General features: G+C 40.4%; 24 protein-coding genes. 12 read left to right on the top strand and 12 right to left on the bottom strand.

Features of this window, described 5'->3' with window-relative positions; all coding sequences use genetic code 11:
- From BV372_RS35005 to BV372_RS04425, 8 genes are all read right to left on the bottom strand, one after another.
- Positions 1-679, bottom strand: a 679-nt coding sequence (locus tag BV372_RS35005; RefSeq protein WP_143844965.1) for an FHA domain-containing protein, incomplete at its 3' end; no start/stop codon positions are given.
- Entirely contained in the window at positions 676-879 is a 204-nt protein-coding gene (locus BV372_RS38310; RefSeq protein WP_086683807.1) for a DUF6760 family protein, read from the bottom strand. The genes BV372_RS38310 and BV372_RS35005, both read right to left, overlap by 4 nt.
- Entirely contained in the window at positions 822-1,205 is a 384-nt protein-coding gene (locus BV372_RS04400) for a hypothetical protein (protein ID WP_086683810.1), read from the bottom strand. Before BV372_RS04400 ends, BV372_RS38310 begins: the two co-directional genes overlap by 58 nt.
- Before the next feature lie 144 nt (positions 1,206-1,349).
- A complete protein-coding gene (locus tag BV372_RS04405) occupies positions 1,350-1,694 on the bottom strand; it encodes a hypothetical protein (protein WP_086683813.1) in 345 nt (114 codons plus the stop codon).
- 11 nt (positions 1,695-1,705) lie between these two features.
- Positions 1,706-2,200 carry a phage tail protein gene (locus tag BV372_RS04410; RefSeq protein ID WP_086683815.1) on the bottom strand — a complete coding sequence of 165 codons (495 nt, stop codon included), beginning with the start codon at positions 2,198-2,200 and terminating at the stop codon, positions 1,706-1,708.
- Positions 2,201-2,220: 20 nt separating this feature from the next.
- Positions 2,221-2,682, bottom strand: a complete 462-nt coding sequence (locus BV372_RS04415; protein WP_086683818.1) for a phage tail protein — start codon at positions 2,680-2,682, stop codon at positions 2,221-2,223.
- 54 nt (positions 2,683-2,736) lie between these two features.
- Positions 2,737-4,398, bottom strand: a complete 1,662-nt coding sequence (locus tag BV372_RS04420) for a phage tail sheath C-terminal domain-containing protein (protein ID WP_086683821.1) — start codon at positions 4,396-4,398, stop codon at positions 2,737-2,739.
- A 30-nt stretch (positions 4,399-4,428) separates the two neighbouring features.
- Positions 4,429-5,268: a Pvc16 family protein gene (locus BV372_RS04425; protein ID WP_086683825.1), complete on the bottom strand. Its 840-nt coding sequence runs from the start codon at positions 5,266-5,268 to the stop codon at positions 4,429-4,431.
- An 870-nt stretch (positions 5,269-6,138) separates the two neighbouring features.
- Here BV372_RS04425 and BV372_RS04430 point away from each other — a divergent pair.
- From BV372_RS04430 to BV372_RS04445, 4 genes are all read left to right on the top strand, one after another.
- Positions 6,139-8,619, top strand: a complete 2,481-nt coding sequence (locus BV372_RS04430; protein ID WP_086683828.1) for a hypothetical protein — start codon at positions 6,139-6,141, stop codon at positions 8,617-8,619.
- A 163-nt stretch (positions 8,620-8,782) separates the two neighbouring features.
- Positions 8,783-9,577 (top strand): molybdate ABC transporter substrate-binding protein, encoded by a 795-nt coding sequence (gene modA / locus BV372_RS04435; protein ID WP_086684143.1) that lies wholly within the window; start codon positions 8,783-8,785, stop codon positions 9,575-9,577.
- Positions 9,578-10,383: 806 nt separating this feature from the next.
- A complete protein-coding gene (locus BV372_RS04440; RefSeq protein ID WP_218776678.1) occupies positions 10,384-12,219 on the top strand; it encodes an S-layer homology domain-containing protein in 1,836 nt (611 codons plus the stop codon).
- 22 nt (positions 12,220-12,241) lie between these two features.
- Complete coding sequence (locus BV372_RS04445; RefSeq protein WP_086683830.1) at positions 12,242-13,003, top strand: hypothetical protein; 762 nt, start codon at positions 12,242-12,244, stop codon at positions 13,001-13,003.
- A 322-nt stretch (positions 13,004-13,325) separates the two neighbouring features.
- Here the strand turns inward: BV372_RS04445 and BV372_RS04450 are convergent, their stop codons facing one another.
- A complete protein-coding gene (locus tag BV372_RS04450) occupies positions 13,326-15,785 on the bottom strand; it encodes a dynamin-like GTPase family protein (protein ID WP_086683834.1) in 2,460 nt (819 codons plus the stop codon).
- Between the two features lie 131 nt (positions 15,786-15,916).
- On the opposite strand from BV372_RS04450, the gene BV372_RS04455 reads away from it, so the two are divergent.
- Entirely contained in the window at positions 15,917-16,336 is a 420-nt protein-coding gene (locus BV372_RS04455) for a PPC domain-containing DNA-binding protein (RefSeq protein ID WP_086683837.1), read from the top strand.
- A 28-nt stretch (positions 16,337-16,364) separates the two neighbouring features.
- Here the strand turns inward: BV372_RS04455 and BV372_RS04460 are convergent, their stop codons facing one another.
- Positions 16,365-17,318, bottom strand: a complete 954-nt coding sequence (locus BV372_RS04460; protein WP_086683840.1) for an RsmB/NOP family class I SAM-dependent RNA methyltransferase — start codon at positions 17,316-17,318, stop codon at positions 16,365-16,367.
- Positions 17,319-17,505: 187 nt separating this feature from the next.
- Here BV372_RS04460 and BV372_RS04465 point away from each other — a divergent pair, with 187 nt between their 5' ends.
- Entirely contained in the window at positions 17,506-18,942 is a 1,437-nt protein-coding gene (locus tag BV372_RS04465) for a DUF2157 domain-containing protein (RefSeq protein ID WP_086683843.1), read from the top strand.
- A 143-nt stretch (positions 18,943-19,085) separates the two neighbouring features.
- Positions 19,086-19,853 (top strand): GDYXXLXY domain-containing protein, encoded by a 768-nt coding sequence (locus BV372_RS04470; RefSeq protein WP_086683846.1) that lies wholly within the window; start codon positions 19,086-19,088, stop codon positions 19,851-19,853.
- Here the strand turns inward: BV372_RS04470 and BV372_RS04475 are convergent.
- The gene (locus BV372_RS04475) at positions 19,850-20,089 is read right to left on the bottom strand and encodes a hypothetical protein (protein WP_086683849.1); all 240 of its coding nucleotides are present in this window, start codon (positions 20,087-20,089) and stop codon (positions 19,850-19,852) included. The two genes, BV372_RS04470 and BV372_RS04475, sit on opposite strands and share 4 nt — an antisense overlap.
- A gap of 379 nt (positions 20,090-20,468) precedes the next feature.
- Here BV372_RS04475 and BV372_RS04480 point away from each other — a divergent pair, with 379 nt between their 5' ends.
- Together BV372_RS04480 and BV372_RS04485 are read left to right on the top strand one after the other, a co-directional pair.
- Positions 20,469-20,804, top strand: a complete 336-nt coding sequence (locus tag BV372_RS04480; RefSeq protein WP_086683852.1) for a DUF5674 family protein — start codon at positions 20,469-20,471, stop codon at positions 20,802-20,804.
- Positions 20,801-21,160, top strand: coding sequence for a hypothetical protein (locus BV372_RS04485; RefSeq protein ID WP_086683855.1), 360 nt, complete (start codon positions 20,801-20,803; stop codon positions 21,158-21,160). The genes BV372_RS04480 and BV372_RS04485 overlap by 4 nt, the downstream gene beginning before the upstream one ends.
- A gap of 264 nt (positions 21,161-21,424) precedes the next feature.
- Here BV372_RS04485 and BV372_RS04490 read toward each other — a convergent pair whose 3' ends face one another.
- A complete protein-coding gene (locus tag BV372_RS04490) occupies positions 21,425-21,655 on the bottom strand; it encodes a hypothetical protein (protein ID WP_086683858.1) in 231 nt (76 codons plus the stop codon).
- Between the two features lie 705 nt (positions 21,656-22,360).
- Between BV372_RS04490 and BV372_RS04495 the strand changes: the two genes are divergently transcribed.
- The 3 genes from BV372_RS04495 to BV372_RS04505 all read left to right on the top strand — a co-directional run bounded on the left by BV372_RS04495 (position 22,361) and on the right by BV372_RS04505 (position 24,332).
- Positions 22,361-23,032, top strand: a complete 672-nt coding sequence (locus BV372_RS04495) for a DUF1003 domain-containing protein (RefSeq protein ID WP_086683861.1) — start codon at positions 22,361-22,363, stop codon at positions 23,030-23,032.
- A 281-nt stretch (positions 23,033-23,313) separates the two neighbouring features.
- Complete coding sequence (locus BV372_RS04500; RefSeq protein WP_086683864.1) at positions 23,314-24,018, top strand: cadmium resistance transporter; 705 nt, start codon at positions 23,314-23,316, stop codon at positions 24,016-24,018.
- Positions 24,019-24,029: 11 nt separating this feature from the next.
- Positions 24,030-24,332 (top strand): hypothetical protein, encoded by a 303-nt coding sequence (locus BV372_RS04505; RefSeq protein ID WP_086683867.1) that lies wholly within the window; start codon positions 24,030-24,032, stop codon positions 24,330-24,332.
- The last annotated feature ends 72 nt before the right edge of the window (positions 24,333-24,404 follow it).

Here is a 24,404-nt window from a genome sequence, read left to right on the forward strand (position 1 = left end):
CCTCCGGTACAGGACTAATTAAATCCTGGGGTTGTATGAAGGTAGCTTCATCTGCAATCGTTGTACCTACATTCACACCTGCATCATCAAGATCTGTGGGAACTTCACTGACTTCCTCAGGAGTTTCGATAATGTTGTCGAGTGCGTTTATTGCCTCTTCTAATTCTGAGATTTGTACTTCACTTTGAGGTTGAATAAGTTCATCATTAGTTACTGAATTAACCTGTTGTGGAACTTCGCTAATTACTTCTGAGGGTTGATTGACAACATTAATATTGTTTAAATTCTCATTTCCTCGCCACCCGGAAAACAGTGCCGGATCTATAGTTCTAAATACTGTTTCTGGCAATTGTTCAGACAAAGGAACCATGTCTTCCACTGTCATAACGTAATCGCCAATACGGATAACGTCTTTATCTTTCAACAAAACTGGTTTATTTTTTTCAGCCAGTTTGCCATTAATTATTGAGCCATTTCTACTACCAAGATCGCAGAAGTAATAATTGCCATTTTGAAGAAAGAATTTGCCGTGTACCCTACTAACATCAGGACTGTCCAACACTAAATCAGATTCCGGAGCACGACCAATAATATACTCTCCTTTTGGTGTAGTTGCTAATGCTAAATCAAGTTCGTTAACTTCATTTAGTGTTGGTGAGTAGTTAACTTTTACTTTCATATTAATTTTTCGTTAATTTTATTAATTTCTGTAACCCAGCGCTGACGGGTTTTATGCTCTAAATTTAAAATATCATTTTGTGACCAGTGGAAATGGTAAGCAATAAAAGCTACCTCCTCATATAGAGTATCAGAGGGGTAGCTTACGACTCCCCCGCTAGTTTTAACTCCACTGAATATTGAGTATTGCAATGGGGACATTGTGTGGGTATTTGTACATTTCCTTGCTGATTAATACGATTATAAAATTCTCTGAGATAGGCAATATCATGAAGGAGCAGTCCTTCTAATAAATTGGGGCTAACAGAATTTAAACTACCTAAGCGGGTAATAACCCGTGCCAGCATTACCAAGACACCGTAAGCAGGGTTTTCCTGAACTTTGCGTTCTTGTTGTACCAAAATTTCATCTTTAGCGGTAGCTAAACGCATCACACCATGACGATGGACTCGGTTTTGGCTATCAATCAACCCTCGAGGAAGAATGAAGGCAAATTCAGTGCTGAGAGTATCCTGCTTGCGACCCATAATTTGTCTAGGTTTTTAAATATATATAACCACAGATAAACAACGGACACTTGCTTCAACGCCGATAACCCGCGCAACGCAGTGTCCTCCAGATAAACACAGATAAATATCTGTGTTCATCGGTGTTTATCTGTGGTTCCATTGTTAAGAAGCTGAATTTTGCAAGACGTTGACTGTATCTTCTGATTGGGAAATTGTACTCTCCAAGCCGTTGATTTGACGGTAAAAATCTTGGAGATAATTTAGATCTTGGGAGAAAAAGTTTTCCACGATCGCAGGAGTTACTTCCGATAGAGCACCCAAGCGAGTAATGACGCGTGACAAAATAATAATTGTGGCATAAGCTTCATTAGCTTTAACTCGTGGGTCACGCAATGGTGCAATCTCGTCTATCGCTGTTGATAACCGCATTACACCCTTGCGGTGGAGGTTGCCTTCAGAGTCTAGATACCCCTTAGGCAGTGTAAATTCAAACTCTGTCGGAAACATAATCCTCCTGATTACTTCACGCGTTTAAATTCCTCGAAAGCAATCTCCAGTTCTTCAATATGTAGGTCGGTACTACGGGCATTGAAATCAGCCATTTTATAACTAGCAGGCCAAGCACCTGCCAATTCAAATCTAGCTTCTTCTTGATTTCTTTGATTGTAAATAGACAAAGCCATGAGTTTCCGTTGCTTTGCCCATTTACCATTTTGCACTTCCTCAAACCATTTCCAAAAAACCATAGAGTTAGCGATCGTACCTCTACGTAGAGTGATGTTGCCACTTTTAACATTTCCAGGAAGCTTGGTTCTAACCACCTGACCTTTAACCGCCGCACCCCACTTGTTAGAAGTAACTTCAGCAATTTCAATTGCATCCTGTGTTCTTTTAAAGCCTTGACACTCTAAAAAGTAACAATCGATATTATCTTTTTGTCCATCTAGTGTCAGTCCTAAATAGAACCGATGGGCTGCTAAAATTTCCGGTAGCTTTTCAGTTGCTGGAACCATTTTTCTTTACAGGTTTAATTTTAGTTAACGCGTTCAACACCCTCATGAACTAATTCGACTGTTTCGTTTGCCATATCACCGCTAGAAGCTGTTAATGTTGGACCTGTATATTTCACAGGGTAGCAATTAATAATATTCCAACGAGCTACTTCTTTGAGTTGTTGATTGTAAGCAACTACCGAAGCTGATTTACGATTTTGATCCCACTGGCGAGGTTTTCCCATATCCTCGTTACACTTTTTGTACCATTGGTAAAGGTCTACATCAGCAGTGGCAATCACCTTAAGTGTGATATTCGTAAACTTGGTAACGGTAGGAGTTGCTTGCCGCCAAATTTTACCGCCTTTAGTAGATCCGTGTACTTCTTGAGCGGGGGTATTTTCTACACCTAAACCGCTGATTTCTTTAATAGACTTCTCTGTAATTCCGTCGGCTTCAAAATAAAACAGACAAGCAGATAATAACTCAGGTTGACCCGGCATGACTAAACTCCTTATGAATTAATAATTAGTAAACAGTAAACAAAGAAATGCTATTTATTCTTCGTCTTCGATGCCATTCCATTGGCTAATTCGGAAGATGACAAACTCGGCTGGTCTGACTGGACAAACACCAACTTCGATATATAAACGCCCCAAAATTCTCGTTTCTGGTGGGTTTAATTCCTCATCGCACTTGACATAAAATGCTTGTTCTGGTGAAGCACCAAATAAAGCTCCTTCACGCCAAATTCGCTCTAAAAAGTTACTGACAGTGCGTTTTACCCTTGCCCACAAATCTTCATCGTTGGGTTCAAAAACGACCCACTGCGTACCTAGTTCAATTGATTTTTCTATATAGCTAATTAACCGCCGCACACTGATATAACGCCACTCAGTTTTATCTGGCTCAACGAGAGTTCTTGCGCCCCATATGCGGATACCGCGATTGGGGAAGCTGCGAATGCAGTTAATTCCCAAGGGGTTTAAAAGTTCTTGTTCGCGGAAATTAGTTTCATAACCCAAACCAATTACACCTCTGGGTACCTCGTTAGCAGGTGCTTTATAAACGCCTCTGGTTTCGTCGGTGCGTGCCCAAACACCCATGACGTGACCGCAAGGAGGTATGAGAATGGGATTACCGCGATCGCGGGGATTAGGAACTTTGATCCAAGGATAATAGAGGGCCGCAAACATGGAACGGCGGTTAAATCTGTTCAACCACTCCACTACCTGTTGGGGTTTAGTCTGTTCTGGTGGTGGGTCGATTAAAACCATGCGGTTGGGTGGGTTGGGAATATCACCACTAGCAGAACCCTCACACATGCTAATCATCAGTTCCATGATGCCGTGGATTTGATCCAAGTTCATCACTTGCGCTTGATAAGCCCGCATTAAATCGGGACAAGCTAGCATGGTGATTTCATCAATTTCAAAAATCCCTCTTACCCCTGTTCGGTCATCACGTACCCCTTCAAAATCCCGTGAAAATCTATCAACTGTCTGGGCAACAATTGGCGGCGCTAGTTCATATTGACCATTGGTCGGACGACGAGATAAAGGCTGTCCAGTTTGAGAAATATCTTCTACGTTAATATACATAGAATTTCTCAAAGCTGTTAATGCGTAAGTTGCTACCTGAGCCGGAACTTCGCGGTTCATGGTTAAGTTCTCATATTGCTCTAGAACTTCATCTCCCCGGCGAATTTGCACTGTAAAGTATTCACCTGTATTGGGAGGTGCTTCTCCTTCAGTTCCTTCAGGTAGGGCACGAGGGCCACTATCAGTGATCAAAATATCGATGGCTCCGCCTGCTGCTTGTTCTGGGCGCAAACTAAAGCGCAGCGTTGGACGATTACCGCGACCGCTAATTCGGAGAGTGGCAGGTTCTTGGCTTGGGGGCTTGGGTGCGCCTGGTAACTGCGTACCAATACTGGTCACCCAGCAGCGACCGCCACCATTCATAAAGTAGCCATAGACGGCAAAGGGTAAATAGGCGTTGAAATCGGTGAAACCGTCGGAGTTGGGACGGGCAAAGTAGTTGAGATATTGCGTCCAATTGGTCACCAGCATGGGCTTCAATAGTTCAGCCCCATCGCGAATATCTTCTGTAAAGCCGACAAAACCACCAACCGCAGTGCTGACACCTTCTATCGGTCGGCTACCTCGGTCAATTTCTTCGACATAGACACCAGGTGCAAAGTAATCAAGTCTAGCCATGAAATTCTCTCCAAGTCAGTTAAAAAGTAATTATTCAGGAGTTAGTAAGATTTCTTTGAAGCTATAACTTTGGCTATCCACCAAGACATTGACATTCTGGGGTAAATAGCCAGGACAATTAACTGTCAAAACATAATTACCTATACGAATGTCTTCAAAAAAGAACAGTCCTTCTTTATTGCTTACCGCTGATTTTTTAGTTCTTTGCACAGTTACTTCTGCCGCCAGCAGTGGCAGATTGGTGACTGCACTTTTGACCATACCTGCGATCGCTACCCGCCTGGTGACAACTGTGCTGTTGCCATTCTCACTCAATTGGTTTTGCAAATTGAAAATTCGTTCCCAAACTAAAGGTACGAGAGTAGATTGCGGCTCAACGGGTATCATTGCAGTCACATACAAAGCGGAACGCAAAGGTACATTTAGCGCGCTCCATAATGAACCAATCTCAATCGCCGGATCTAAGGCAACTGTTAAAGATAAATTGCCATAACCTCGCAACTCCGGAACCAAATAGTCTTCTTGCAAAGACCGATGGCGCAGCAGTACAGTTAATGCTTCGCTGAGAAGGTGATGTTCACCTAAAGCTGTTCGATCCCAGGCTGTTATTAGCATTGAGACATCAAACCAATTAGGTGACCAACTTACAGATGTCGGTTGCAGACCCCGTGACGGTTTACGTTCAACTTGCCTACCGGATTGTTGAAACTGCTTACTCTCACGAATGTCATAAACATACAAATTGAGAGTTGGTCCTGCACCCTCTTCGCGACGATTACTAGGATGACTAAAGTCAATTTGCTCTGTACTGGTGAGTGAGGTTCCTCCAGCTAGAATTTCTGCTAAGGTTTGAAGAACGAAGATAAGCATGAAGGTGTTGTGCTGGTAGCTAATCCAGATGTATCTAGACTATATGTACCCACCATCTGAGTTAATTAGACTTTTGTCGAGATTTTTAGTATCGTTCGCGTCAGGGATGTTATTTTAATTTTTAGTTATTTTTATCATGAGTTAGTAACACTCTAGGTTTGGAAACCGAGGTCAGGAATTTACATATAAAGCAACGTTGATGCTAGTAAGACAGAATAAATAAGACCTAAGTCGTGTATTTTTTCTTAATTAAAACTCATCTCTGGGTTGCGAATAATCATAATTCGGAGAACTTTAGCAGTCCTATTTCATTTGTGCAACAAACAAGGTACATTTGTAGATCCTTCTTTGCTGTTCCTTGTTCCCTAAGTAAACGAGTAATTTCACAACTCCTATACGGATTGCTATAAGTAATTAAATATAGTTAAAATTATTACTTTCACAGGAATTACGCAAAATCATGAAAAAATGAACCGCAAAGGACACGAAGGAAAGAGGGTTTTTGCGTAAGTCTTATTTTAAGAATATCGTCTTTTAAAGAAACCAGCCTTCTCGGTTTTTATTAAGGTTGTATAAGTATACAATATTAGTTAATTCAATGGCAATTTTACTGTAATATTCATCTTTTACCTAGTTCTTTGTGCTAAAGTCTTAAAGCTTGAGCAGATAGTTATTAGCAAAAATGAGCTAGCAAAATAAAACTGTGTAAACTACCATACGATAGTTTACTTCTTGCACAAAAGAACGTAAACTTATGTGAATGCTAAAACACCCTGAGTAAGGGTGTAGCACAGATATCTTTAATTATAAATATCATTCTTGGGTAATTTTTAAGACCAAGTTATGAAATAATTAACTTGTTTTAATCACATGCGTATATTAATTACTGCGATTTTTACTGTTGCGGCTTTAGCTTTACAGGAGTTTAGCTATGAGGCTAAAGCAGCTCCTAAACAGACGGGGTTGATCAAACAGTCTTCTCAATTAATTGAAAATCTAGATCGGCAAGCCAATACAACCACAGCACGTAGTTCTCAAAATTTGCGACAAGCTGCCAACCAGTCTGGTCAGGTTATCAATAGTGGAGTTCCAGATTCTCCGCCTACTGCTGATATTTTTACACCTTATCTCAAGGAGATTGCAGCTAGTTTATCACCCGGCTGGGTAATGCGCTTACCATCTCATATATTACTCGATAAAAACTTAGCAGAGGAAGCTAGCAAATATAGTATTAAAGTTGCTACCTCAATCTCTAAGTCTAGCCTCACAGTTAATATTTTTTCTTGCAAACGACAAGAAGTTTCTTGCTTAGTTGGCATTATTAGTGCATTTCAGATAAATAAAGATGCTGAAAAAGCATTCAAGCAATATCAAAACATAGCTGAATCTATTATTATAAATCAAAATCTAAAAGGGTATTTCTTAGAAGCACAAAAACAAAATAATCCGACAGATTTATCTCATTTGATATGGCAACAAGATAACCAATTTTATAAAGTCAGTTTTAGAACAAAGTCTCAGCAAAAGCTGTTAGCAATAGTAAATTCAATGGTTGAGGCTACACCGATTCTCAGCGCTAATAGCTTAGGTGAAGTCAGCTCACTACCAAGTAAACTACAAGCAGAAATTGAAGAATCACCAAAGAGTAGTTTAGTTATTCCTAGCCGTCGTCTTGTACTAACCACAGCGGAGCAGTTGCGACAAGGAGAGATTTTAACAACTATCCGACAACGCCGCTTTTTAGTACCTGGAGGAGAACGTCGTAGCGGACTTACCGATCAACCTACTGTTGGGTTTAGCTGGGGTGTTACCAATAACCTAGAACTTACCTTAGACGCACAGACAATTGATAATTCTGGTCCCATCAAACAAGGTGGTTTTAATACTCAACGCGTCAATCGCAATAGAGACACTAATAGAAATAACGGTACTAACTTCTTTCAGGAGTTCACCTTGCAAGCCAAACAAAGGCTTTGGCAGAGTGAAAATGCGACGCAGGCTCTCGGCGGTGTAATTGCTGTTTCTGTAGGAAATGGAGGTCGTCCCTTCCAATTTTCTAATGATATTGATGTTGTAGCAACAGGAAAAAATCAACAAACAGTTTTTTCTCTAGAACTGCCATATACCATTACACCTGATGAAAATTGGCAATTTACTCTATCGCCTAAGATAGCTTTTTTACCCGAAGATAATGCCTTATATTTAACTAAACTTCCTTTGCCAAATTCTGGATCTTTTGGTACTACATTTGGGCTGGCTGGCGGTGTAAGTTATAAGCTCAATTCACGTTTAATATTGTGGGGTGATGCCTTTATACCATTTGCAGGTAATAACACAATTAACCGTGATACAGGCTTACCTAGTCGCACTGTTGCTTACAATGCGGGTTTAAGGTACATAGTTAATCCTCGATTATCTACAGATTTATTTGTTTCTAATACTTTAGGTAATACAGGACCTTTGTCTATAGTGGCAGATAGAGAGTACACTGCCATAGGATTTGGTGTGACTGTGTTACCAGGTATCACCAGCGCCAACCGCCGCTACCCAGAACATTTTGGACCAACCCAGCAACCACCGCCAACTACATACGCTGGATTTAGCTTTTTAGATGGAGGTACAGTTCCCCATAATCAATTATTACTAAGTTTACAAGGGGGAGGGCAGGGAATATTATCTGCAATTCGCTACGGGTTATTAGATGATTTAGAAATTGGTGCTTTTCTTGATTATGTTCCAGGTACTATAGATGAGTCGTTATTAGGGTTCAGTGGAAAGATTCGTTATTTGCATCAAGCTGACGGCGATCCATTTACTTTAAGTATTGCAGGAACAATAGCAAGGGCGAATAACCCTTTTGTGAACTTTACTGAAAACAATCGTAATAAATTCCAACAACTAGGATTGCAAAAGGCGGGATTTGCCTTGAGTAACGAAAAGGATGAACAAGGCGAATTATTTGTCGTTACTATTTCTACTCCCATGCATTACCAATTTCCAGGCGGAAGTGCAACTTGGCTAACTCCGATTTTGGGATTTGTACAACGCAGAGGATTAGAAATTGCGGGGTTTAATATTGGCGGATCGGTTCCTTTGTTGAACAACTTGCAGGCGATCGCAGAGGTAGGTTTAGACTTAGCAGATAAAGGTAACGGCTTTATTGGTAACCAGCGCCAAACAATTATTCCTTGGACTCTAGGTCTGCGTTGGCATCCTGGTTTGTTTTCAGGGCTGCAATTAGAAGCATACCTCACTAATCGACTTGGTTCTAGCCCTTTTGATAGCTTAAGAGTCAAAGCTGATAATGAAACGACAATAGGTGTTGGTCTACTGTTACCTATTCAGTTCTAGGAACGTGCATTAGTCATTTATTATTTGTGTGGTCTTCACAAATAAAGTGCAAATTGTTTTTTGTCAGCAAACTATTACCAATTTACTTGGTAGCTTTGCGGTTCTCCTGGTAGGATTTTACCAACCATTAACTCAAGAAAAAAACCGCGATCGCACTTTGACTATGAACAGAAGACGAATTCTAGCCTTGATTGGTACAGCAATTGCTAGCTTGGTATTGGCAGTTACCTTGCCGACGTTTGCACCCTCGCCTGTAGTAGCCCAGTCTAATACCAACCTTCTGGTGTCTGCTGCTGCTAGCTTGAAAGATGCATTGGCAGAAATTAAGCTTCTGTACCAACAAAGTCAACCAAACGTCAATATTAATTATAATTTTGGGGCTTCTGGCGCTTTGCAACAACAAATTGAGCAAGGCGCACCCGCAGACATATTTGTTTCTGCTGGTAAAAAGCAGGTTGACGCTTTAGAAGAGAAAGGACTCTTGCTTACAGGTAGCCGTACTATTCTTGCCAAGAACCGCCTGGTTTTGGTTGTACCTAAGAATAGTGTAGGTATCACCAGTTTTTACAATCTCAAAGACCCCAAAATTAAAAAAATTGCGATCGGTGAACCTAGGAGTGTACCCGCCGGACAATATGGCGAACAAGTGCTTCAGAAATTGAAAATTTTGCCACAAGTCAAATCGAAATTAGTCTACGCTAACAATGTACGCCAAGTTTTAGCTGCTGTAGAAAGTGGCAACGCCGATGCAGGACTAGTTTACATCACTGATGCCAAAATCTCTGACAAAGTAAAAGTCGTAGTTGCGGCTGACGAAAAATACCATTCTGCGATCGTTTATCCGCTAGCAGTGCTCAAAGGTAGTAAAAACGCTGGTGCTGCCAAAGAGTTTGCCCAGTATTTAACTAGTACTCAAGCCAAAGCTGTACTTCAAAAATTTGGCTTTATTCTGCCTTAATCAACCCAATTCTCCTGGAAGTAACTGCTACCATCTGAAACATAAGGCATTTGATAGGTTTGTAGTCAGGACTTTAGCCCCCAAATTATTGAAGCACTAAAGTCTCCACTACACCATATTTAACCCGCAAAATTAATGCGATAGACCAGTAGGTTACTAAAAATTAAAATTTTTTTGTGACAGGCGCGAATAACATTGCGCCTGTACAATGCTGTTCGTCTAGGTCTAGTTTTATCCAACTTTACAAGAAGCCGCCTAGCAGGCGTCTACAGAAACGTCTTAGGAAATGCCTGGGGCGAAGGCCAAAACCCCACGTATTCCTAGGTATTTTAACTATTTTTAATGGCATTTGGCGTTATAGAATTTTGCGATTATAACTGAATAGTGAATTTACTGCTGTCCATAAGCTGCGTTCATGAATAGGGACAGATCATCTACTCAAGGCTACGGGTTGGTCCAACTCTTCACTCGTTAGACAGTTACATTCTGCTTAACCGTGTGACAAAGTATTCCAGTATTAATTACTTGTTTACTTAGATAAAAACGCTAGTCTTTATTAAGAATAGTACGGTTAAATATTTACAGCGACAAATACTACGTAACCTTAGCTATCTAAATAGCTAAGGCTAGCGAGCGTCGATGTTAAATCTCATGAATCCTTGTTTTAGAAAGCTAGGAGCTTTTTTGTGTATCCGTATGATAAAACTGTTTGTTAGCCTATCTTGTATTTATAAATACTTTAATATAGGATGAATCAACTCTAGTGTAACGTTATATTTTTTTTAAAGTGTGAGGAATTTACTGTGATGAAAGAAAAATTAGTAAGTATATTATTACTCAAGAGAGTACAGTATATTTTTTCTGGTTTAGGAAGAACTTTAATAACTAGCCTTTTGCTGACTACAGCTATATCCACTCATTCTGCCGCTGCCGAAGATAAGTTGATAGCTGACAATCCAAGTAGTGAATTCAGTTTTGCGGAAACACCACAAGAGGATTCTGCCACTTTTGAAAATGTTGCAGAGCAAGATACAAACTGGGGGCAGGTAATTGTGGAAGATCACAATCCCAGTGTTGAATTCAGTTCTTTGCAAACACCAAAACAATTTTCTGTCAGTTCTGATATTGCAGAAAAGCACAATGCAGACTTCAAGCAAAAATTGGTTGCTTCCCAAAATATAGATCCTAGGAATAAGCAAAAACAACCTCAGCTAATTGCGCAAACAGATTCTTCCAGTGCTGGGTATGATAGCCTTACTAAGCAGCTAATGCTATCAGACATTCAGGGCAATTGGGCTCAAAGTTTCATTGAATTTTTGAATCAACGAGGGATTATTCTGGGATTTCCAGATGGCTCTTTCCGTCCAGACGAACCAGTAACACGCGCTCAGTTTGCAGCCATGCTTCAGAAAGCTTTTCAGAAAGCTCCTGTCCGCAATGCTATTCAATTTGTAGATACGCCTGACAATTATTGGGGTAAAGATGCAATCGAAGCAGCCTACAAGAGTGGTTTTCTAGAAGGTTATCCTGGCAGTGTCTTTAAGCCTGACCAAAATATCCCTCGTGTTCAAGCATTGGTTGCTCTGGCTACTGGTCTGAATCTTTCTGCCGACACGCCAATGCCAACGGTTTTGAATACCTATTTTCAGGATGCTTCTCAAATTCCTGATTATGCTCTTAAACAAGTCACTGGTGCTTTAGAGAGCAATTTGATTGTCAATTATCCCAATGTACAGATTCTAAATCCGAATCAGGTAGCTACCAGGGCAGAGGTAGCAGCGTTTATCTATCAAGCTTTAGTCAAGAATGGAAATGCTCCGGAGCTAACAGCCTCTGAAACTGCAACTCAATATATTGTGGGTTACAAACCATCGGAAAACACCGCTCAAACGCCACCCTCACTTGAAGAGTTACGGCAACGTTTTCGTGTTCCATCACTAACCTCACAAGAACTGAGGGTAATTACATCAGGAATTGTGAGTATACCTGGCTCATCTGTAACGAGTCCTACTGCGTTCGGTGCAGAATTTGGGGATGTTTTTGCTGGTGTTAGTTACCAATCTAGGACACGCTATAGCAATAGGGATGATGGTGGGCTAGTGTTTGGGTTTGGTCTGGGAGAACGGCAAAAGGTAGCTTTAGAAGTCGCAGTTTCTTCTTTTTCCACTTTTAGGCAAGGTTTTTTTGAGAATGGTGGTGTTAGCTTGAAGCTTCACCATTCATTCTCCAATGGCATGGCGATCGCTGCTGGAGTAGAAAATGCACTTACGGTTGGTTCTCCGGATGCTGGAAGCAGTGTCTATGGTGTTGTTAGTAAAATCTTTCCGTTGAAAAACGACCCTACTCAACCATTTAGCTCTGTTACCTTGTCTTTGGGTTTAGGGGGTGGTCGTTTTCGCTCAGAACAGGATACAAAAAAAGGCATAGACTCAGTTAATGTGTTTGGTAGTGTTGGGGTAAGAGTATTGGAACCAATATCCCTAATTGCAGACTGGACTGGTCAAGATTTGACAGTAGGTGCTTCCATTGCCCCTTTCCGAAATTTCCCAATGGTTATTACTCCAGCTGTAGCTGATATTACAGGCAATGCTGGTGATGGTGCTAGATTTATTCTAGGAGTGGGTTTTGGCTATTCTTTCTAAATCCATTGACATAAACAGAATCATGAATATTAAACATTTTCCATTTCATCTGGGTCTGAGCTTTACTTTTGCATTGGCTTTAATAACTTGTCAAACATCGCAGCCTGCTTCTGCCCAAGCTTTCAATCAACAAACAGATGTCACGGGTAATATTATTACAACTGGCGACATCACAGGTGGTACTTTCCAAAATCCACCAACTAACACTGGTGGGACTGTAACAATCGGTGACATCCAAGGAGGTACTTTGCCCTACTCGGTTACAGGAGGAAGGGATATCAAGGAAGTAGTATTTAAATCTCCTTCTATTCAAGCATCTGTCAATAATACTGCTCTTGAGATAGTCAGTAAGCTCGATACGAATAGCTTAACTTCACTAACAGGGCAACCGATTGCTTCAGAGACGCAAAAGAATTTACGGAGTGTTCTAACAGGATCAGAATGTGTGCCAAGTACGGACGAAGATCGTAAGAAAATTACAGACGCAGGTAATAGGGACAATACAAACGCATGTACTGGGCAAATTACGGCCGCATTAAGTAGTGTTCAAGGAAATCCTGGATTGGATCAGGTTCAGCAACTAGCCAATAAACTACAAGGTTTGTTAAAAACTAATCAATCTAAACAAGTCGATCCAATTCGATTAGTGAATGTTGTGAATGCTTACAACAATTTAATTGATAATAGCTCGGCAGAGTTTCTCAATAATCCACCACCTGAACTACAAGCTATTCAATCGGTACTGTTGCAATTAGTTAATAGTGTAGTTGCAAATAATCAATGATTGGTCAATAGTATTCAAGGCTGAATTTGACTCTGCAAATATACCTGTATAGACACAGAAGCCCATGAGCACAATAGTTTTAATTGTTGAGTCAAAATTGTGTAGCTATGTAGGTTTTTGATGCCTGCAAGCGTTCCGTAAGGTTGATGCAGGCACATTGCCAATCATATTGAATCTACAAGGTTCTGTGCGATCGCTTGCGTCAGCTATTACTTATACATGGGTACAAGTTTTCAAGCTAAACCCATAAAAAAATCATACCATCAAACGTGAAAGTATGATACTTTTGGTAGCGATATTAGTAATATAATTAGATTGCTACTTAATTCTCAGCCACAAGATCTGTTAACCCATCAGAAACAAGAAAACCGTTACTAGCAAGCCTGCCATCAACAATTTCTAGCTCTGAGCCATAATTATTAATTAATGGCAATGAACTATCATTTAAGTGCATCGATTGCAAATAAGTATTGATACTAGAAACTGCTAAATTATATGCCGCTATTTTTTGTGTAACTAGGCTTAGTAAACGATGATTATTCAGAATTTTTTCCTCAGCTTCTTGCTCTAGGGTTGTCTCTAAATAATCACGTGCATGAGGATACTGTTGCAATATATCTTCTGCTTGCTTGTCTGCCATTTCTAACAACTTATTTTTGAATATTTGATTGATGGTTTGGCGGAAAGACTTACGAATAGTTTGAGAGACTTTTGGTTCAAAATCTAATTTTAATAACTGTCTAATTGCTGGTTCTGCTTCTACCATACTTTCGCAATCGTAACCTTGAGAAGTTTGCTGCAATGTTTGACGAAACTGATATATAGAAAAAGTACCTTCATCGTAAAATCTAGGGCTTTCTCTGACAAAGCGATCGCACTCTACACTAGCTGCACTTATTAAGGCTTGAGAAACTTGTTTTTCAACAATCTTAATCTCTTGCTCAATGCCACCATCGTGACCTAAGAGACGATATAATTGGCGATAATATTCTGATTTACGAATCTTTTCCATTAGCTGCTGAAATAGATTCGCGACTAATTGTTGGGAAGATAATATCAAAATATCTTCCAACTGATTAGCTAGATAATAAAATGCCTCTACTAAAATAGCGATTAAAGGTGCAGTAGCATTGCGAGGATGACTCAGGGTTGCACGTCGATACGCCTCAGCAACAGAAAAGGTATCTAGCAATTCATCCAAACGGCGAATCATCCGTGATTGTAATTGCCGAAAATCCGTCTCAAAATTATCACAAGTGTTATTAATGACTTGGTTTACTTCTTCTGTAATATGCTGGGTAAAGTCTTTAGCAACTTGCTGTAATTGCTGATTGAGGCGTTGCAACTCATGCACTTTCATTGTTTCAATTTCTCGCGGTTGACTATCTAAATGCCGATATACCGCTTGATAATGTTTTTGCAATTTAATACACATATCTTGCAAATCCTCAGCCAGATTTCTAAAAAGCTGAGGGCGTTTCTCATGGGTAAGATAGCGAGTAATAGCAGTTCTAAATTCTTCAATTCCACTATCTTGAATTAGCTGGTTAATTAGTGGCGTACCCTGTGCAGCTAAAATTCTGACATAATTTATATTTGCAGGATCGTTGGTGACTGCAATAGAGAACTTACTAGTAGATAGCTTGCCAGAAATACAATATCGCAGAAACTCATTAACAAATTGTGGTGTTTCCTCTCTACCATCTAAAGCTTTAACACTTGCAGCAAAGATAGAATCTAAGCCAAATCTATCTTTCTCACTTGTCTGTTTAATTTGACTCCCGTAAAATCCCAGTAAACCACTGGTTTTATAAACCCGATTCGTATCCCGAAACTGCCCGTTAATTAAATCCTCTAATCGTTGCCTTAGTTGGGCATTATACCAAGTTTCATCGATGCGGTTAAAGACATAGAAAACGCGATCGCGAATTCCCCCATTTCCCCGCGTAGTCTCCAAAAGTTCCGTTTCTTCTTTTGTCATGTCGCCGGCTGAAGCAGGTTTCAGCACACACACTACGGCTGAAGTCTCAGGATGTTGAATTTTTTCATAAGTCAGTAGTGCATCCTTCTGTACAGGTGCATCAATTCCTGGCGTATCAATAATGACATTACCATCTTGTAACAGAGAATGGTTGCAGTAATATTCAATCCGTTTTAAAACAGCACTGTTACTACCACGACGCGCATAACTAGCAGCTTCCTTAATATTAGAAAAATTAAATTGTGCCATCGAATAAGTGGCATTATTAACAGTGTGGATGTGTTGATGATTTACTACATAACCCTCAAGCAATAACATTAACGCCTTTGCTTGTTTTGCACGTTCCGATTTACTCTCACCACCCTCTTGTTGAAGAATAGCATCACAGCCTTGATTAAGTAAGTTGATTACATCAGTTTGATCAATATTCGCAACTGTCTTAAATCCTAGCTGTTTACATAAAGAAATTGCTTGATCTCGAATTTCTGCTTCACTCAAAAAAGTTAAAACAACACGTTCTTGATCTACTTCTGCGTATTCAATTTTGCACTCTGTACCTGTAGCGTGTCCTTCTGCACTGTATAGCAATTCTCTTTCTAAAAGGGCATTAATGAGCATTGATTTACCCGCACTAAATGCACCTGCAAAGACAATTTCAAATCTAGGAGAAATCGCTTTATTTAAAGAAGTTTGCACAGGCGTAATGTCATAAGAGCGTAATCTAGGTTCTTGGTCTAAAAGATGTAATATATACTCAACTTGTTCTTTTAAATTTTGAGAATGAAGCGACAAGTCTGACATATTTAGTATCCTGAGCATATTTTATGTATATGCTATGAAATTTTGTATTTAAAATAAATCAGTGTAATTACTGATAAACTTGCCTAAACCTTGGTTGTCAGGGCAATATACAAACTACTGCTGAAAAATTTATGAAAATATTTGCAATCAGACTTAAACCCAATGAAGATTTAAGAGAAAGCCTCAAAAACTTTGCCATTCAGCAAAATATCCAAGCAGGGTTTATATTAAGTGCAATTGGTAGCCTGAAAGAAGCAAAAATTCGATTTGCTAATCAAGAAAATAGTACAGTCTTTAGTGACAAGTTTGAAATACTTGCTCTTAATGGTACGGTAGCAATCACAGGTGTACATTTGCATATTGCCATTGCTGATCGGCAAGGTAAAACTATTGGAGGACATCTTGATAATGGATGCATTATTTATACAACTGCCGAAATAGTCATTGGTGCAACTGAAGAGTTTAGTTTCAAGAGAACTTTTGATGAGCAGACGGGATATCAAGAATTAGAGATTGAAACGCAGAGTAACGCTGAGGAAATCGCAGAGTAACGCTAAGAAGCGGTACGAACTCTATGTTCTATGAAATTTGTCTAAAACCGAGTTGATGATAAATATCTTCATCTACTTCTTTAGGCTCACCTTCTTCTGTATTTTTGAAAAGCACCGTGAACGCACCAGCACCTAATCTATCTTGAGGAAAGAGTCGATAACAAGGCATTTCTGTTAAATGTGATTGATAATCTTGTAAATGGCTAACTTGGATTGGCTGAAATTGGGGAAAGCGTTGCAAAAACCATGCGCAAACTTCCTCATTTTCTTCAGGAGAGTAAGTACAAGTCATATAGGCAAGATAGCCTTGAGGTGCCACAATTTGAGCGGAGTTCGCTATAATGCGTTTTTGCCGATTGGCACATTTATTAATATTAGTTGGATGAAAACATCCCGGTGCTGTTTCACATTTAGCTAATAAAGATTGCCCAGTGCAAGGAGCATCTACTAGAACTAAATCACTAGATAAAGGTATAGCTTCGGCAAATATGCTCGAATCTCGATTAGCTACAAAACTAGGTTGGATTTGGCAACGTTTTAAATTAGAAATTAGCATTCCCAGACGTTTGCCAATTACTTCATTACTGATGAGTAAATCAGGTTGTAACGCTTTCCAGGCAAAGATACTCTTTCCTCCTGGTGCAGCGCACATATCAAAAAATAAATGTACTGATTGCGGAATTGCTAACAAGGTAGTAGCCGCAAATACTGAAGAAAAATCCAGGCAATAAAAATTTCCTTGGTTATGTAGAGGATGTTTACCAGGCTTTTGTCCCCAGTGTAATCTGTCTACAAATTGGGGTTGCCAATTCATTGGTATTTCTACAGCAAAAGGTGGAATATCTGGTCTTTTTTGACACCAAAGAATGCAAGGTGGGAAAGGTTGAGGATTAATTAGCGCCTGAATAAACTTTTCTTGAATATCAAGGTTTTCAAACAAACGTCGCGAGAGTTTAAGTAATAGATTTGAAGGTTTTTCCATTGGGAATTGAAACTGTTATGGAAGAACAATGCCATGCCAGGGTTTGGCTGCATACTGAAAAATAATGACCGCCATTCTAATCATCGCAAAGTGCGACCAGCATAAGCTTCCAGCGTTGAACTGGAAGCTGTTGCCTTTAAGGACGCATTCAAGCGCGCTAAACTACACCACTTCACTGGAGAGGGTCATGATCTTAGATGATTTTCAGCGAAAAATACGCAAAGAAGCACAACTATGGAGAGACGAAGGCATAATTAGTTCCTCACAGTACCAACAGCTAGCAGACCGTTATCAATTTAACAATATAGAAGCTGCTGCGCGCGATCGCTCTCGAATGACTGCGATCGCAATCGGCGGTATTCTGTTAGTCTTAGGTGCGATCATTTTTATCGCTGCTAGCCGGCAGGAATGGTCACGGGATGTCAAGTTTATCTTAATGATGAGTTTGTTTTTCTCCGTTACTATCACTGGTTTTTACACCTGGCGAGAACCTGCACTTCGTAAAGCTGAAGGTAAAAAGCCACAACGCAGCAAACGCATATTAGGAGAGGCGTTGCTGATATTAGGCGCTTTTATTTTAGGCGCAAATATCCTGTTGATGGCTCAAGCCTTCAATATTGCTGGTTCCACTTCGGAACTTTTTCTCGCCTGGGGATTTGGTGTTTTGGTGATGGCTTACAGCCTGTCTTTAAATTCCTTGGGTATTTTGGCTATTGTCCTCATCCAGATTGGCTATTGGAGTGGATTGGGAGACTGGTGGTACACTCCCAACGAATGGACTTGGGCGCGGTTAATCGTGCGACATATGCCTCTGGTGTCATGGTTACTGTTTGTACCCTTAGCTTATATTTGTCGATCGCGCTGGATTTTTGGACTAGCAGTCTTTGCCTTTACAACTTCCTTGCAATTCAACCTCAATCCCTTGCAAGTCCTGACTTATTCTGATATCGCACCGTGGGTAGCATCGTTTGCCTTTGCACTTCCGCCAGCCTTATTGTGGAGTTACGATGACCTATTATTTCCCACAGTCAATTATAGGTTGTTTCAACCCTTGGCGCGTACCTTAGCTTTAGTATGTTTTGGCTTTGCCTTTTATATCTTGTCCTTCCGTTGGCAATGGCAATTTCCAGATTATGGTTATTCTCCACCAACCACTAACAGCAACATCCTTAGAACTCTTCCCATAATTGATGTGGGGATTCTCAGTGGTTTGGCAGTTTTACAATGGTTGTTTCTGCTGCGTCAACGAAACAACGCTCCACGCCGGGAAATGGTTTTTACTCTGGTTTTAGTTGGCACATTTATTGCGATCACGGCTGTAGTACCTTTCTGGCATCAAGGTATTACCAGAATTAGTGAACTGGGAATTTTTGTATTCAATGTCCTGCTGGTAATCTTAGCTTGGGGGCTAATTCAAGAAGGATTGAAGTTAAATGATCGACGTTCCTTCTGGGGCGGTATGCTATTGTTAACTTTACAAGTTCTCAGTCGGGTGTGGGAATACAATACAGACTTGCTGTTCAAGTCCCTTGTGTTTGTGATGTGCGGTTCTGTGCTAATTAGCTCTGGACTATGGTTTGAACGCCGCCTATCTGAAGTGAAAAGTAAAAAAAGTAACTCTTGACTTTTTACTGATGATCTAAATTCAGTTTAATTGCTTATGATCTCTGCGTATTCCTATATTTAGTATTTAGTGTCTCTCTGCGTCAGTCCTAATCCTGGGTTCTCAACCAGACTCTTGTCGCCCCTTCTTTTAGGACTACGCCCATGAAAAGTAACTCCTCTGAATCGAATAAATCGAATAATTCTGAATCAAAAAAATCCAGTACCTCTGAATCAAGTAAATCTAATAAATCCTGGTCTCCCGAAGCCGAATTCTCTGGCAAGCTGACTTTTAGAGACTATCTAATTGCAACTGAACAGAAAGCAAACAAGCCTCTACCTTTTTGGCGGCTACTGGTTCCCCTAGCGCTGCAAACAGGGTTAATCATGGCTGTACCTACTCAAGCTTTGTATACAGATGTTGCAGGTAAGACGGTGATTCTGCAAAGTGCGCCTGTAGATCCTGATGATGTGCGGCAAAACTACGCTCTCAATTTGGACTATAACATATCCCGCATCTCAACTTTGAGAAGGCTGCCAGGCTGGGAGGAGTTACTGCGGCAAAATCGCGGTAGAAATAGGCAATTGGCTCAAGGAACCAACTTGTATGTCACTTTGCAAGAGAGAGAATCCTTTGATCGTGGTGTGCCTCGGGCTTGGAGACTGGTGCGGGTAAGTGGTAAACGCCCCTCTAACCTTGCAAACGATCAGGTCGCCTTAAAAGGCGTATATCGCGATGGAATTGTTAATTATGGTATGGAAAGATATTACATCCCAGAAGAGCAACGGGAGCGATTTAGTAGAGATATTTCCCGTGCTTTAGAAAGCCGAGAGGGACGACGCCAACCAATAGTAGTAAAAGTTAAAGTCGATCCCCAAGGTAACGCAGTACCCATTAGTTTGTGGGTGCGCGATCGCAATTACCGCTTTTAATCATGCTGCCGTAACTGCCAAGCTACGCCGCAAGCTGCTCCAGCGCCGGCTACCAAGCCGGTACTCATTCCTTGGATTGTTTTTTGAATTGGGTCTTGGGTTAAACAATCACTGGTGACTGTCTTGGCGTTCAAGCACATACTGCTTTCTGCCCAGCTAGTAGTTCCCCCTAAAATTACACCTGTCAGACTACAGAAAACAACAAGCAGCAAGAGGCGTTTGGTTTTTTTCTCCATATCAGGATGCGTTAAATAATTGCAGTTAATAAATAATCCTCAACTACTTTACACATCCTGGGAGAGATTGTCAGCTGTATCAAGTTATGGTTTACAGTTTTTTCAGTTCTTTTGGAATTGCACAAGTGACTAATTGCGATCGCTAGAAAAAATCAGCCCCACAAGGAGAGATAAATCGCTATTGGAGTTAGAGACACTTCTGATGCGATCACTGTTGCTTGTTGGATATCTGCTTTGGCTTGTACTTGTGTCATCATTTATTAATCCTAACGCCGTCGGCGATCGGCTCAATTGCCACCCTGGATAATTACTGATTTACATACCAGATACAAATGATGGCAAATAATAAGGATGATCTAATCGATAGGGTGTTACTACATTGATTCTTGTGATCCGTGAACCTGCTACAAAACAGCAGATTGAGGAAATGCTCGAAACCTGGGGAGTGTTTATCAAAATAGTTGTGGATATCGAGCGCGAAATTTTGGCAGGTGGTGGAGAACGTCACTATAAATGCGAGCAAGAATTATTGAAAGATGGCAGCAGACAACGAGATCTTTGGGGTGCAGATTCGAGTCCTTACACTCAAGAAATAGTGTTTGAATCGATTATTAACATCCGTCCAAGTGAAAATAATCGTAGTATGGAGATTCAATCTCCTTTAATTCGAGAGCGTGTTACTCAGATTACACAACGATTGCTAGGAGGATTATGATGCCGAACTGGAGCGTAATTGAAGCAAGTTTTTTACGTCAATCCTATCCACAACAATTAGGAGAATTGGCAGCCTCTTTAGCACGTCTCAAATCCTGGTGTCAAAAGAATGCTAGTCGTGAATTAATCCCAGTGTTGCTTTCCGAAAACCTGCTATACGTCAATTTATTACAACAAGAAAGCCATATCAATAATGTTGAATTAACCCAACTCCAAGAATTACTACAAAACTGGCTGCAAGATTGGGTAACTATTTGCGATAAACCAACCGAAATAGCTTCTTTAGCTGATGTTGCGGCTACTTGGTCAAAGCGAGTGTTGGATATGTCGGGGTTATTGTCAAAAGCAGTTATGTAGCTAAGTTAATACTTTTAAGACAGAAGAATAGCGATCGCCCTACTTTCCCCCAACACTAAAGAGCGATCGCAACTTCTTGGCAAAATGGGCGATCGCTAACGAGAACCTGCTTTACACCACGCCCTGATCAGCAACAAAAAACCCTAGCAATTTGAGCTGAGGCAAGAAAGTCAAAATAATATGATGGGAGATTCCGATAACGAAGATAAAAATCTAGACTACACTCAAGGCAAGCCAAATTAGAGCAATGACTTTCTACACCTCCTATGCCGAACGTGCACAAGCTAAATCACGTATTAGCTGAGTTCTGGAGAATAGGTAAGCGTTTACAGAATTCATTTCTTCACTGCTGAGTGCTTGTATGCTTTCAAGCTGTCTCAACAACTGGTTGACTAAATCTGGATCGCTGAGTCCAACAAGAGTACTGGTCTGAGTTTGCTCAACCACAGACCAAAGTTGACGTAATATTTTTGAGTTTACAAGACATCCCTTCATGACAACCGCTCCAACTCTTGTGAATCCAACACAGTGTTGCGAAGAATCTAAAGAAAATCTTAAATTACAAATCTAAAGAAAATCTTAAATCTTACAAAACTTAAATATTTAGATGAAGATCTAAATGCCTAAGATGAGAAAAGTTGTGCGATCGCTTGCAGTTGTGTAGTTTTCGATTGATTTCCCATGATGAGATGAGCGCAAGTTTTTGGCGGAATGGGCGATCGCTTTCATAATTTAGGTTATTGCTCTGCTTAGGATTGTCTGATTTTTCTTCTACCCAGTTGCTCAAACTGCTTTGCGGCCTGTCTATAGTATGCGTGGAATGCAGCTTGGTCTTGGTAAAGGGCGAGTAGGTAGTTAAACATAATTAATTACACAATGTCATTGCGAATGTAGCGTTCGCGTTGGCGTAGCCTCTCGTAGAGAAGCGTCCCGAAGGGAAGCGAAATGAAGCAATCCCCGCCCTTGCGATTGCTTCGCTTCGCTCGCAATGACTGTAATTAATTTTGCATCGTTACTTAGTTTTGAAAGATGGCGATCAGGCATAAGTCGCTTTGGTAGGGCTGTGAAGATAAATTCTGCTCAACAATCACTTTTATCTATCATTTTAAAAAGAAAGAGTATTTGCTCCTATCGTTGGGTCAGCATACATTGAAAGTCATCAGGTTAAACACAAACTGAAATGACGCGAGCAGGTGCAACATGAATAACGTGAAAAAAGTATTATCAAACAATGTTGATGCAAAAGCAGTTCAAAACCCCAATATTGTAGAAATACCGCAATCAGCAGATCAAAGCACCTCAACAGAAAATTGGACTCGCGGACAGCGCCTTGCCGACAAATTAGCTTCTCACGTCGGTTCTTGGAAATTTCTGATTTGCCAAAGTACTGTTTTGGCAGGATGGGTTGGGATGAACTTAATGCCTGGGGTTCCTCACTGGGATGAGTCACCATTCATCATGCTCAACTTAGTATTTTCATTTGCTTCAGCCTACACAGCTCCCATCGTTTTGATGAGTCAGAATCGCCAGTCTGATACAGATCGTAGAAATGCTGAAATTGACCACCAAGTGAATTTGAGAGCTGGACAAAATATTGAACTGCTGCATGAAAAGTTTGATGCATTACACACTCAACAGCTAAACGAACTGACTGAGATTATCAAACAACAGCAACGAGTTCTCAATGAACTAAAAGTAAATTTAGCACCTGAATCTAAACAGATTAAAGATATTAAAGTCAGCCTAGTACCAGGTTTGCATATCCAAACTAACAGCAAATTTCCCAAAGAAGCTTCTAGTAATAAACCTTTTACTGTTGACCAACCAATCGGGGATAACAGCAAAGTTGTTGAGAAACTGAATCGTCGCTAAGTATTGAGCCATAGTACCTATTTCATTGCCGCGATCGCATAAGAGCCTGAAGATTACATTACTCGATGCATTTCTAGTCAGAACCATCCTTTAAGCATTTTGATCAAAAAGAATATTTGCATTAGTTCTGCTAGTTCACAGAACCCAAGAGGGTACAGGCTACCCGTTGAATTGGAAACGCAATACTTTCACACATAACTAAGTAGAATTTCCTAAACATTTGCAGACATTAACCAACGTTACTTAGACAGCAGCAGCGATAAGATTGAGGATAGATAGAAATGAACGAACTCTTCATTGCCATTTCCACTGGAATTACAGCTTTTACAGCCACAAACTTGGATGATTTAGTCATCCTGACGCTATTGTTTTCTCAGGTGAATGCAACTTTCCGTCGTCGGCACATCGTAATTGGTCAATACTTGGGCTTTTGCACTTTGGTCATTGCCAGCCTAGTAGGTTTTTTGGGAGGCTTGGTATTACCATCCCATTGGATTGGACTTCTAGGCTTGGTGCCTATTACTATCGGGTTAAATCGTTTGCTGAATTCAGATAGCGATTCATCGTCAGATACCCAATTAGAAAGCGACTTTTCTCATTCTTCTGCCTTAGCTAGTTTTCTGTCTCCCCAGGCTTATAGTGTGGCGGCTATTACTATCGCCAATGGCAGTGATAATGTCAGCATCTATATGCCATTATTTGCTAATACGGCCCTCTCGAGTTTGCTGGTGATTGTAGGAGTGTTTCTGTTACTAGTTGGGGTTTGGTGCTACGTGACATACAAGCTGACTTGCCAAGTTGCGATCGCCAATTTACTAACCCGCTACGGCAACAATTTTGTTCCCTTTGTATTGATAGGCTTAGGTGTGTTTATTATCCTAGACAGCGCTTCACTAACTCCAATTGCCTTAGTAGTTAGCTGTCTGTGCTTGGTAGGACTTATCAAAACAATTCAAAATTCCAAATTCAAAACTGAAAGTTTGTAATCGTAAAAAAGATGAAAGTTTTTCCAATTTCTCTGGTGGTGTTAGTACTTGTAATCAACTTAGTAGTTTCTAGCCCTTCTTGGGCAGATAGCTCATCTTCTTTAATGAGCAATCATGACTATTTTGAAGTAGGGCAAAAAGTTATTTGGCTTTACAAGCCTCGTGCAGATTCTACTGATGTCCAAAGAATTCCCGCCGAGATAGTTAAGTTAGGCACCAAGCAAGTGCAAATCAAGGTGCCTAAACATAATAACGAAGTTGTCAATCGGTGGGTGAATCGAAACAGGCTTGAGAATTTCCCCAAGATGAAATAGCTAGTAGACAAAGCATTAAAAGTCTTTCTAAATTCCACCATACTTCTAGTGTCAGCGATCTGAACCATATAT

This window comes from Nostoc sp. T09, assembly GCF_002154695.1.
Classification (GTDB): Bacteria; Cyanobacteriota; Cyanobacteriia; order Cyanobacteriales; family Nostocaceae; genus Aulosira.